This is a genomic window from Micromonospora sp. LOL_023 (assembly GCF_048060115.1).
Lineage (GTDB): Bacteria > Actinomycetota > Actinomycetes > Mycobacteriales > Micromonosporaceae > Micromonospora_E.
In genome coordinates, this window is sequence record NZ_JBHMIM010000100.1 from 1 (window position 1) to 11,453 (window position 11,453).

General features: G+C 68.7%; 10 protein-coding genes. 5 read left to right on the top strand and 5 right to left on the bottom strand.

From position 1 onward, the window contains the following. Positions 1-18: 18 nt before the first annotated feature. The 4 genes from ACFHVL_RS29915 to ACFHVL_RS29930 form a co-directional block, all read right to left on the bottom strand. On the bottom strand, positions 19-1,524 hold the full coding sequence (locus ACFHVL_RS29915) for a tyrosine-type recombinase/integrase (RefSeq protein WP_416631881.1): 1,506 nt from the start codon (positions 1,522-1,524) through the stop codon (positions 19-21). Continuing rightward, complete coding sequence (locus ACFHVL_RS29920) at positions 1,521-1,913, bottom strand: hypothetical protein (protein WP_416631883.1); 393 nt, start codon at positions 1,911-1,913, stop codon at positions 1,521-1,523. Before ACFHVL_RS29920 ends, ACFHVL_RS29915 begins: the two co-directional genes overlap by 4 nt. Continuing rightward, positions 1,910-2,965 (bottom strand): DUF2637 domain-containing protein, encoded by a 1,056-nt coding sequence (locus tag ACFHVL_RS29925; protein ID WP_416631885.1) that lies wholly within the window; start codon positions 2,963-2,965, stop codon positions 1,910-1,912. The genes ACFHVL_RS29920 and ACFHVL_RS29925 overlap by 4 nt, the downstream gene beginning before the upstream one ends. A gap of 222 nt (positions 2,966-3,187) precedes the next feature. Further along, positions 3,188-4,078 (bottom strand): replication-relaxation family protein, encoded by an 891-nt coding sequence (locus ACFHVL_RS29930; protein WP_416631887.1) that lies wholly within the window; start codon positions 4,076-4,078, stop codon positions 3,188-3,190. 1,193 nt (positions 4,079-5,271) lie between these two features. Here ACFHVL_RS29930 and ACFHVL_RS29935 point away from each other — a divergent pair. Next, on the top strand, positions 5,272-6,648 hold the full coding sequence (locus tag ACFHVL_RS29935; protein WP_416631888.1) for a helix-turn-helix domain-containing protein: 1,377 nt from the start codon (positions 5,272-5,274) through the stop codon (positions 6,646-6,648). Here ACFHVL_RS29935 and ACFHVL_RS29940 read toward each other — a convergent pair. Beyond that, positions 6,645-7,208 carry an NUDIX hydrolase gene (locus ACFHVL_RS29940; RefSeq protein WP_416631889.1) on the bottom strand — a complete coding sequence of 188 codons (564 nt, stop codon included), beginning with the start codon at positions 7,206-7,208 and terminating at the stop codon, positions 6,645-6,647. The two genes, ACFHVL_RS29935 and ACFHVL_RS29940, sit on opposite strands and share 4 nt — an antisense overlap. Positions 7,209-7,690: 482 nt before the next feature. On the opposite strand from ACFHVL_RS29940, the gene ACFHVL_RS29945 reads away from it, so the two are divergent. The 4 genes from ACFHVL_RS29945 (at position 7,691) to ACFHVL_RS29960 (ending at position 11,441) form a co-directional block, all read left to right on the top strand. Beyond that, positions 7,691-8,713 carry a hypothetical protein gene (locus tag ACFHVL_RS29945; protein ID WP_416631891.1) on the top strand — a complete coding sequence of 341 codons (1,023 nt, stop codon included), beginning with the start codon at positions 7,691-7,693 and terminating at the stop codon, positions 8,711-8,713. Positions 8,714-8,849: 136 nt separating this feature from the next. Then, positions 8,850-9,716 carry a hypothetical protein gene (locus ACFHVL_RS29950; protein ID WP_416581236.1) on the top strand — a complete coding sequence of 289 codons (867 nt, stop codon included), beginning with the start codon at positions 8,850-8,852 and terminating at the stop codon, positions 9,714-9,716. Further along, positions 9,713-10,648 (top strand): hypothetical protein, encoded by a 936-nt coding sequence (locus ACFHVL_RS29955; RefSeq protein WP_416581237.1) that lies wholly within the window; start codon positions 9,713-9,715, stop codon positions 10,646-10,648. Before ACFHVL_RS29950 ends, ACFHVL_RS29955 begins: the two co-directional genes overlap by 4 nt. Next, positions 10,638-11,441, top strand: coding sequence for an FAD-dependent oxidoreductase (locus ACFHVL_RS29960; RefSeq protein ID WP_416631892.1), 804 nt, complete (start codon positions 10,638-10,640; stop codon positions 11,439-11,441). Before ACFHVL_RS29955 ends, ACFHVL_RS29960 begins: the two co-directional genes overlap by 11 nt. Positions 11,442-11,453: the final 12 nt, after the last annotated feature.

The window sequence follows — 11,453 nt, forward strand, 5'->3', positions numbered from 1 at the left end:
TCGACCGACGAATCAAGATCAACAAGCCGTCAGGCATCCATGATCAACACTTAATGCAAGACCGAGGCTAGCAGGACGTCGTGGGACGAGAGCCGCAGTCGCTTCGGCGGCGGCGTGGGAAAGCTCGGGTAGGACGTCGCCGTAGAACTTGGCGGTGAAGTTAGGGCTGGAGTGGCGGAGCCGGTTGGAGATGACCTTCATCTGGACGCCGGCGGCGAGGCCCATGGTGGCGGCACCGTGGCGAAGGTCGTGCAGGCGGATGGGTGGGAGGCCGGCTTGGGTGGCGAGGTGGTGGAAGTGGTCGGTGACGTCGGCGGGGTGTAGCCGGTCGCCGGTCGGGGTGGTGAAGACGAGGCCGGTCTTGGTCCAAGTGGTGCCGGCGGCAAGGCGTTCGCGGTGTTGCCGTGCGCGGTGGGTGCGTAGGACGGTGACGGTTTCGGTGTCAAGGGCGACGGCGGCTTCGCTGTCGATGGTTTTCGGGGTGTCGATCGCGGTGGCCCAGCCGTGTTGGACGAGTTGCCACCGGACGGTGAGGGTGGCTGCGTCGAGGTCAAGGTCGTCCCAGTGCAGGCCGCAGGCTTCGCCTCGGCGGAGACCGGTGAAGGTGATGAGGTGGTAGAGGGCGTAGAGGCGGTCGCCGGCGTCGTGGGTGTGGTCGAGGAATCGTCCGGTGTGTTCGGGGGTCCAGATCATGACCGGGCTGGCGATTTTGCCGGTGTCGCGCCAGGTCTTGACGCGCTGGTCGGTCCAGATGGTCGGCTTCGGTGGCCGTGCTTGGGGTAGTTCAACCATCAGGGCGGGATTGGAGTCGATGAGCCGGTGGCGGCGCATCGCGTCGTTGAGAGCCTTTCTCAGCGTGGCGTGGATGCGGCGCTGTGTGGCCGGGCCGACGATGCGCTGGTTCTTGACCTGGTCGCGCTTCGCAGGGTCGCGGCTGGCGCGCAGGGTGTTGATGGTGGTGTTGCGTTCGTCGATGGCGTCGTGCATGGCGTCGATGTGGCCGGGGCGGAGCCGGTCGATGCGGAGGTGGCCGAGGTACGGGATGAGGTACAGCCGGATGTGGCCCTCGTACGAGCGCAGGGTGCCTATCTTGATGTTCTTGCGCCCGGCGAGCCAGTCGGTCAGGTATGCCTCCATCGTTGGTAGTTCGGTGGGGGTGATGTCGAGGTGCAGTGCTCGGCGGATCTGGTCGGGGGTGGGGATGGGTGCGCCGGTTTTGACGGCGGTTTCGATGAGGTCGCCGGTCTTGACGGTGGTGTGGGGGTCGGTGGGGTCGGGGACGGCGAGCGCGGCCCGGATGCGGTCCAGGACGGCGTCGGCGTCGGTCTGGTTGGTGTAGGGGCCGTGGCGTAGCGGGCGGCGGGTGCCGTCGGCGCGGGCGGGGATTTCGATCTGCCAGTGCCAGTGGCCGTGGTTGCGGGACCAGCCGCCGCCGGGCCGGCGAAGCTGGGGGCAGGAGCGTCCCAGTCGCCGGCCCGTCGATGTGTCGCGGCAGCCGCAGCGTTTGAAGGTGGATCCCTTCACTCGTCGTCTCCTGGATGCTCGGGGTGGCGCCGCCAGCGGTGATGGTGGTGGTAGTCCGCTGGCGGCGGGGTCGTTGCATCCACGCTCGGCTCGGGCGCGGGATCAAGTCGCCGGCCGTCGTCGGGAGTGGTGTCGAGCAGGAGGAGTCGTAGGAGTCCGGCGACGGGGACGATGATGCGGGTGCCGGCCCGGATCACCGGTGTGGGGAAGGTGTCGGCGGCGGCCAGGCGGTAGGCCTGGGATCGGCTGATGCCGAGTACGGCTGCGGCGGTGGGCAGGGTGGTGGCGGCGCCGAGCGCGCGGATCAGTTCGGCGGTCCACGGCGTACCGGCTGGCGGGTTCGGGTTGGTCGATCGGGTGTCGCGGGTCGAGGTGATGTTGGGGTTCACGGGGTGGGGTCTCCTGACTGCGATGGAAGCTGTCGCAATGCGGACGAGGTGGCGGGTGTAGAGGCGGTGGGTGTCGGGGTTGGTGGAGGTGTGCTGTCACTGGCCGGTCCCCCGACGGCCTGGCGACGAGACGACGACGCCGAGGGTTGTTCGGCTTTGAGGATCTTCAGCAGTTGCGAGGCTCTGGTGTTGGACACGGTGTGTCCGGTGGAGCGCAGCGCGGCTGCCAGGGCCGCTCGGGTCAGCGGCTGGCCGTCGGTGGCGAGATGGTCGTGGGCGCGTCTGGCGACGGTGAGCAACTCGTCGGTCGGGCGGGTGGCCGGTCCGCGCACTGATGGCTGGCGTCGGTGGACCGGTCCACCAGGACCGGGACGGTCCGGCTCGTCCTGGTCGTGGTGACTGTTAATGGTGTGGACGGTCGGTGGACGCAGGGGTCGGTCCGCGTCCACCGGTGGGGTGGACCGGCTTTCGCGGTCCCCGCCGGTCTGGGCCGGGTCGGCGGTGGTGGACTGGTCCCCCGGCTGGACGGCCGACCCGTCCGCTGGCAGGGATTGGGGTGTGGTGTCGGCGTAGCCGAGGGCGATCTTGACCATGACGAGGAAGCCGAGCGCGGGCACGGCCGCGGCGATCCAGCCGATCGGTGAGGGCTCGGCCTCCACGACCTGCGCGGCGAGCGACAGCGTCACCGCGCAGGCCAGCACCGTTGCCGGGAACACCGTCGACACACCGGCCCGTTTACGGCGGCGGAGTTCCAGTCCGGAGGCGATGGACATCAACTCCAGCACGATCGCGTCCGCCCAGGCGAGCCATCCGGGCTGGCCGTGCGCGGCGGCGACGTCACGGACGTGGGTGAAGCTGGCCGCTCCAGCCGCCCCGCCGATAGCGAGCATGATCACGACCTGGACGTAGCCCTCGACCCGGCTACGTCCCGAGCTGGCGTCCGGGTCACCTGATGCTGTCGCGACAGGCCACCTCCCCGGACCAGACCACACCCGCCGCCCCCGGTCCACCCGGCCGTACGGACCGGGCGGGTAGTCGGGTGGGCCCGGCACAGCGGTCCGGGACCGTGAGCGGACCGGACCGGCTGGGGGTCGCGGACCGGCCGGGTGCGGCCCGGGACGATACCTCTGCTCGCGATCTGTCAGGGCTGACTGGTTCTGTCACCGGTCTGTCAGCCGCCTCCGGTGCGGCGCTGACAGACCGGCGAGAGGACCGCCCCGCTGCGCCGCCGGATGCGGATCGTGTCGGGGCGGCGGTCGGCGATCTGTCAACGGTCATGCCGCCGCCTCCCCGGCCAGGTCACGGTCGTCGACGACCCACACCGCCAGGTCGGCGAGCGTCCAGCGTTGCCCGTCGTCACCGGCCACGGCCCACACCGCCCCAGCAGGGCTCAGGCCCGCCGTGGTGGCGTGGTCACGGGCTCCGGTGGCGACCGGCACCAGCGGCGGCGTCTCGGCCAACAGCAGGCGCAGGTTGCGTTCCCGGGCGGCGGAGTGCAGCCAGAACAGCACCGGCCACACCCGCCCCAGCCTGCCGAACAACTCCTCGTAGCCGGCCAGCTTGCGGGTCAGCACCGACAACTGCTCACCACCGGTGTCGAACTCGACGAAGAACGGCACCCCGACACCCCGCACCGTCCACATGCCGTAGCCGTCCGGGCGTACCCGAGGCTGAAAGGCGCGCACCAGACCCGGATCATCCGACCGGGTGAACGCCCCCGAGCGTTGGCACGCCGCCTCCGACAACCACCGCATCAGACGGGCCTCAGGGTGGGTGCGGGCGTAGCCGGCGAGGTCGGTGAAGAAACCGTTCACGCCGAGCCGGTGCTCCAAGGTGCGGCTCGACGTCCACCGGCGCCGCTCCACCCGGGCATGATCCCGGCGCGGTGGCCGCTCATCACGGCCAGCGGCCACGACCTCCGCGCCGAGCTGGTCGATGACGTAGTGATACGGATACGAGCCGCCGTCGGCGCGCTGCGGCCGGAACCGCCCCACCAACCGCAACCGGTACAACGTCAGCAACCGGCGCTGACAGAAATCCAGCGACGGGAACAGGGCGTACGCGATCTGGAACGAGGTCAGCACCCCGTGGTCGTAGAGCCAGCCCAGCAACACCCGATCCCGGGCAGTCAACTGCGACTGCACCCGCAGGACCGGATCATCCATCCACCATCACCTCCTCTCCGATACGCATACGAGCCCCCCAGGGGGAGAGACCCGAGACCAGCACAGGTCTGTCGCAGGACAACCAGCCCTCGCTGACAGACCGCCCGACCTGCGGTGTGAGACCACACCAGGGGTCCGTCCGGGGGACCGGTCGAAGACCGACCCCAACCCGGACGGCAAGCCCGACCCCCGAACGGGGGTCAAGCCGGAAACTGTCACCGCCACCAGCCACGGCAGCGGTCGAAAACATGGGGAACAACAACAGAAACTCCTTGTCGAAGACGACACCGACACCAGCGGAGCCGGCATCGGATGGATGAAAGCCGCAGACCGCGCCCGCCGGGCGGCAAGCGACACCCGACAGGCAGCGGTAGCAGCGCAACGCCCCCAAGCCGAGGGCAAGGCAGCACAAACACCACTGTGGACATGTCAAGGATCGAGCCGTCCCGAAGCAGGGACAACCATGCGGCAACGCAGACGTGCAGGAAGACATACGCGACGACGTAGCCGAACCGACACGCCGCCGGTTTTGGCAGGGACTGGTCGAGCACGGTTCAGAGACAGGGCAAGGCCGACGCGGTCAGCTACCAACAGCGCTGGCCACCCACCGGCTCACCCAGCCGGGAGAAGATCCTTCATGACGGTCCCCCTGTCACTCATGACCATCGACGGCCTACCCACACCCAAGGGGCCGACGATCGATGACGCCCCGCGAAGGAGCGCCACCAGACCAGCCGATCGAACCCTGCAGGCAGACCATCGAACGGTCGCACGCATCCCAGTACGCCCCACCAGCAGCACCCTGTCAACCACCATCGCCAGCCCTAGATCACGGCCCTTCCGGACCCAGCAGGACTCCCCCGGACCAGGCGAACCGAACTGCCCCGACCCAGGACGGAGATGCCGCCTAAAAAGGCGAAAAGATCTTGGCACGCACGATCTCTGGTCTCACGATGTGAAACGTCGATCCGTCAGCGACGTTCACCCGGCCCACACCGACGCCGGGCCACCTCGGTCAACTCCTATAGCAACATCCGCACCGAGCGAGATCGCCGTGAGTCCAGATTGCCCACTGTGATAGCCGGTCGGTCTCGTGGTCCTACGATTGCGATCCAAGGAGTACTGTCAAGCCACGTCTTCGCTCCGGCAGGACCAATCGGCCAATCGTGACCTCATTTTGAGGAGAGCGTGCCATGCCGCGACAGCTCGTTGTCGTCGATCCGGCCTTCGGGTCGCGCTTGAGGTCGCTACGCGAGGAGCGAGGCCTGTCGCTCCGCCGGCTCGGGCATCTGGTCCACTGCTCACACGGATACCTCTGGGATCTCGAGGCCGGCGGCAAGCGGCCCAGCGCGTCCGTGGTGGCGTTGCTCGACACGGCGCTCGGCGCCAACGGCGAGTTGTCCGCCCTGGTGAGCGCGGTGTCGGCTGACAGCGGCGAACTGGTCGCGGGTCCCGCTGAGCCGGGCCCCGACGTGGCGGTCGGATTAGACTTTCCGCAGGACTGGCGACACGGCGCGGAGGTCGCGGCAGAGCTGTGGCGGGGAGATATGCAACGGCGAGATCTCCTGGTGGGTGCGGGATTCAACGCGGCGGCGTTCCTGACGCCGGCGCTCCGCTGGCTGACCGCTCGACTCGAAGAGGAGCCCGTCGGCCACGGTGACAGCCTCGTTGGTGAACCTCACGTCGAGACGATTCGGCATATCTCCGGCGTCTACCGGTCGCTCGACAACCGCTATGGCGGCGGCCACGTCCGTGACGGGTTGGTCCGGTTCCTTGATACCGAGGTGGCTCCGCTCCTGCGGGGTCGGTACGACGCCCGTACCGGTATCGCGCTGTACTCGGCGGCTGCCGAGGCCACCCAGCTCGCGGGCTGGGCCTCGTACGATGCTGGGCTGAACGGCTTGGCGCAGCGGTACATGGTCCAGGCGCTACGGCTCGCCACAGCCGCAGGCGATCGCCCGCTGGGCGCGGAGATCCTGGCGGCGATGAGTCACCAGGCGGCCTACCTGGGTGCGCCGGCAGAGGCGGTCGACCTGGCGCGTGCCGCAGGCCGCACGGCGGCCGAGTCCGGGATAGCTGCGATCCAGGCGGAATCCGCAGTGCTGGAGGCGCAGGGCCACGCCGTGGGCGGTGACGAGGCGGCGTGTACGGCAGCGCTCGACCGCGCTGAACGCGCCTTCGACCGCGCGGAGAACACGAGCAACCCACAGTGGATCGGCTACTTCGACGAAGCGTATCTCTCGGCCAAGTTCGGCCACTGCTTCGCCGCGCTCGGCCAAGGCAAGCTCGCGGCCCGGTTCGCGGTGCGGTCGTTGGAGATGGACGGCAGCGCCTATGCCCGCGGCAAGCAGTTCAACCTGGCATTGTTGGCGCTTGCCCACGTGCAGTCCGGTGAGCCGGAGCAAGCCGGCGCGGTGGGGGTGCAGGCAGCACAAGCCGCTGAGAGTCTGAGCTCCGAACGGGCGCGCGCCTACCTCGCCACTCTCGCGGACCGCCTCACGCCGTACGCCGGGCTGCCGACGGTGCAGGAGTTTTCCGAGCGCGTACGGCCGCTACTCCAAGCCGCCTAAATTCGCCCTGTCGCTTTGGCCAGCAGCACGGCGAGCAGACCGGCGACAGACCCCGCACCGACGATCTCCCCGGCCTGGATTCGTTGCTCTACTTCGGCCAGCGGGACCCAGCCGATTCGCGCGGTCTCGTTGATGTCAGGCACGGTGCCCGTGGGGTCGGCACCTCGGGACAGATAGATGATGTTCTGCTGGTCGATGGTGCCGACCATGGGCTGGAAGCCCAGCAGCGGTTCCATGGTCCTGGGCCGCCAGCCGGTCTCCTCCTCGACCTCCCGCGCCGCGCAGACGGCTGGGTCCTCGTCATGGTCAAGGTAGCCACCCGGCAGTTCCCAGACCCACCGGTCGATGATGAACCGGTGCCGCCACATCATCAGCACGCGGTCGGCCTCGTCCAGGACGATCACCATCGCGGCGGACGGCACCCTGAGTACGTACTGCTCGAACCGGACGCCGTCGGGTAGTTCGACGTCGGCGACGCTCAGCACGGCACGCCTCGTGTCGTCGATGACCCGCTCGTCGTGGATCGTCCACTCACTTGCCCGCCGAGCACCGACTCCCATGTACCGCACCCTATCGCCGTTTCGCTGGCCCCCGCGCGCCGTGGGTGCCCGGTGTCGGCTGACACCGGCTGACGGAAAACCACTTCAGCTGATCTATCGGCGCGACCAACCTGTTCATCGAGGGATGCGAACGGCGAGCCGTTGTTTCCCGGTGATGGCGACGGCAGGCGACGTCGATGGAAGCGACGCGCACGACGTGCCCGCCACACCACCCATTGAACAAATGACCTTGGAGGAAGCGTGGCGACGTATCTCGGCGGCGGGCAGCTGGAGGAGGCGCAGGCCGTCCTGACGCAGCATGTGGTGTCGTGCGCCGATGGGAGGTGTCTGGCCTGCGGAACGCTCGGACCGTGCGCGGCGCACGAACGGGCGGCGTGGGTGTTCAGCCTGTCTGCACACCTGCCTCGGCGTACGCCTGGAGCGTCTCGTCCTGAGCTGTCCGGTGCCCGCACGGCTGGCTCGACGCGCTCGTGGTGGACCAAATGAGCGCCCCGTCTCTTGCCGCGCCGTCTGACAGATGGTCCGCCGATCAGCTGCACGCGTTTCTTCGGGACGAATCACCATCGGCGAACGTGCAATGGCGGCGGTGGTGCGCCGACCTGCTCCGCGCCGACCGCCTCGGCCCGGCGGAGCTGTCCGAGTGGTGGACGGTGATCACGCAGTTCGACCCAGCGCTCGCCAACTACGCCAGCCGGCCGGTCGACGTGCCCGAGGGCACTGTCGTCGTTGCCGGCAGCGGAAAGGAGCAGTACAAGACCTTCAACGTCAGCACTGCGGCCGGGATCCTCGCCGCCGCTGCCGGGACCCGCGTCGTCAAGGGAATCTCGCGATCGGTATCCGCAGTCTCCGGAGCCGCCGACGTCCTGGATCTCCTCGGCATAAGACCGGTCGGCCAGCCAACGGACATTCCTGAAGTGCTGGAGCGTTACGGCATCGCTTTCGTCGGCTACCCGGTCTTTTGCCCGCGCTACGCAGATCGGTACGACGACGTCTTCGACACCCTGAATCCGGCAAGTTTCTTCATGCCAGTCGCCGCTCTCTGCGTCCGCGCGAGCAGCTACCTACTCGGCCTGGCGCACCGCGACGTCACGCTCGCGGCCGCAGCGCTACAGAGGATCAGGCCAGAGCTCGCCCTCGGCGTCGTCACCTGCACGGAGCTGTCCCCCGGCGAGACCGTCGACGAGTACGCCGGCGTCGGTCAGGCGCGGCTGGCCCGTCTCACCGACGGGCTCATCACCTGCGGCATCCACCAGGGCGCTGAGCCGACGTCCTCATGGCGTCAGGCCGTCGCGCACCAACCCACACACGCCGGGAACGCCGCGCTCGTCACCGCTGCGCTCGCCCCTGGAGACGACACGGCCGCGACCATGCTGGTCGAGCTGAACGCCGCGCTCGTCGTGGGAGCGAGCGGAGTCGACATCGACGAAGCGAGCGCCCGGGTTCGTCACGCTCGCCGCTCCGGCAACGCCATGCGGCTGCTGACCATGCTCACCGATCTCAGGTAGGAAACCAGACATGCCACCAGCGTCAATAGATTCGCGATCGGCCGAGGTCTTGGCCGAACAACTCGGACCAACCGCAGCCCGATTCGCCCACGCCGACAACGCGCTCACGGTCCTGGACCCATACAAGCGCCAGTCGATGTCTGTCGTGACCGGCTTCGGCCCCACGAACGCACCGACCGCCGGCACCCTGTCGGTCATGCTCGGCATCATCGAGCTGCAACGCCGACTCGGCGCGCCGATGACAGTCGTCATCTCGGACCTCGGCGCATGGAACTCCCGCAACGTGCCATGGCAGACGCTGGTCCAGGTCAGGGATCAGATGTTCGCGTTCCTCGTCGCGATCGGCCTGAATCCGGACGCGGCCGAACTGCGGTCTCACCTCGACCACGCCAACCTGGTCCGCGCCGGGCGGGTGGCCCGCTACCTCTCTCGGGCCGACTTCCAGGAACACCGGGAAAGCCTGTTGGAGCTGTACGCCGACCACGGGCTGCTCGGCAGTGAGACTGGAGTGGTCGTCGACTCGCTGTACACGGTCGCCGACATTCTCGGCCCTTTCGAGGGCGGCGCAGGTGACGTCCTCATGGTCTCCGGCGTGGAGGAGTCCTACTTCACCGACCTGGCCCGGCTGGTGCTGCGCCGGCAGGCCGGCGCCGGCGATTTGAGTCTCGGTTGGCAGGGCCGGATCGGCGCCCTGTACTTCCGGGTCCTTGAAGGACTGGCCGGCTACCCGAAGATGTCGAAGAGCATCCCGGCGTCGAGCATCCATCTGAACATGACTCCGGCCGAGATCACCGACCGGGTGATGCGCGACGACGAGGCCAGCCAGGCACCGCTGCTGTCGGCCATCGAGCTGAGCAGCGGCTGGGACGCTACGGACATCACCCGCGCCCGTGAGGCGTTCGCCGATCGGCTTCTCCGGCCAGGCCCCTGGCGCCAGGCACGCCGAGAGTACTGCCGCTCCTTCACCCAGTTCGCCGAGACCTGGCAGTGGTGCACTCGATGAGCCCACTCCTCGTCCTGCTCGGTGCGTCCGGACGCCTTGGTCGTGCCATTGCGCCGCTGGCCGTCGCAGCCGGTTTCACCGTCGTCGCCGTCGCGCGAAGCCGCCCAGCGGACCAGGCATCCGCCGACGCGCGAAGCCGCCCAGCGGACCAGGCATCCGCCGACGCGCATTGGATCATCGCGGATCTGACGGTTGCCGAGCACCGCGCCCGCGTTGCCGTCACGACGGCCATCCTTGCCGCCTCTCGTGGTCGGGTCTGCGTCGTAGACAGCGTTCTCGACCGCAGCGGGGTGCAGTCGATGCGACGCAGCGTGCACGGCGCGACCGAAACCGTGTTGCACCTGCGCGATCAACTTCTCGCCAGCGGTCGGGAGATCACGCTGATCGCCGCGAGCACGACGGCGGTGCTGGCACCTGGTCTGTACCAGACGCCGTACGGGCTCGCGAAACGCCGACAGGTCGTCAGATACGCCCGATCCGGCATCCCCGGCATGGCGTTGCTGCTACCACAACTGACGCCACAGCCGGTGGACGAACCGACGCCTCCACCGGTCTGGCCCTTCGACCAGGCAGCCCAAAAGATCGTCGCAGCAGCGGCGACGACACCGGTCCGACCTGACCTCGCCATGCTGGTGCCGGTCGTCCCAGACCCAGCGATCAATGCCGAAGCCAGCCTCATCTCCGTCGCTGGCTCGACGATCCTGGCCCATCTGCGCAGCCTTCTGCTGGACCGCGACTCGATGCAGGCCCACCGGGCTGCGGCCCGCGGCCGGCTGCGCCTCTGGCCCCGACGCATCCGACTCCGCGTCGACCACCATGTCGCACCGCGTGAGCTGGTACGCCGATTCGCCGACCGCCATCGCATCGCCGTCATCGATGAACGGTCCGAGGCAACTGCATCAAAGGGGAACGAGGCGGCGCGTGTCAGATGACACCCTTGACGCTCTCATCGTCGGATCGGGACTCTGCGGTCTGGCCATCGCCGTGACGGCGGCACGTCGTGGTCTGCGGGTGCGGTGCGTCGGCGACGGGCAGGCTGGGGCGTCGCTCGCCAACTTCGGACAGTTACATTCGGGTGCCGTCTACGCCCCGGTGCTGCCCTCGCTCAGCGAGGCCTGCTGGCGGGAGCGGAGCCGCTGGTACGACCTGACCCGGCCCGTACGGATCGGAGCCGCCACCGGACTGGCACTGTTCCACTCGGCCGACGCCGTCGACCGGTATCTGAAGGCCTGGAACCGGATCGGCATCACCGCCTCGGAAGCGGCTCCCGTGGCCAGCGGCTCTCTTCCCCCACCGGCCGCCGCCTTCCGCATCCCGGATTACAGCGTGAACCTGCCCGCACTGCACACCAGCCTCGTCGCGTTGGCTCACACCGCAGGCGTACCGCCGGTACTGCGACGGGAGGTCACCCTACGTCGAGATCCGGCCAGTTGCCTCGTCTCCATCGCACAGAACGCACCCCGTGCCGCCCCACGGGCACGCATGCTGGTCCTGGCAGCCGGCGCCGGTACACCGCGACTGTTGGCCCGAGCCGGGATCCGGCACACGCTCCGCACCCGGCGCATCGCCTGGGGACGGCAGGCCGGCACCCGCGTACGGAGCTTGACCTACTGGCTGGACGGCGACCTCCTCGCCCTCAGTCCAGATCTCGGGGGCACCCGTGTTGTGAGGGGCCTCGCGTTTTCCGGACAGTGGTTCGGCCGGTTCTTTCACGCCGCGATTTGAAGGTTCTCGAAC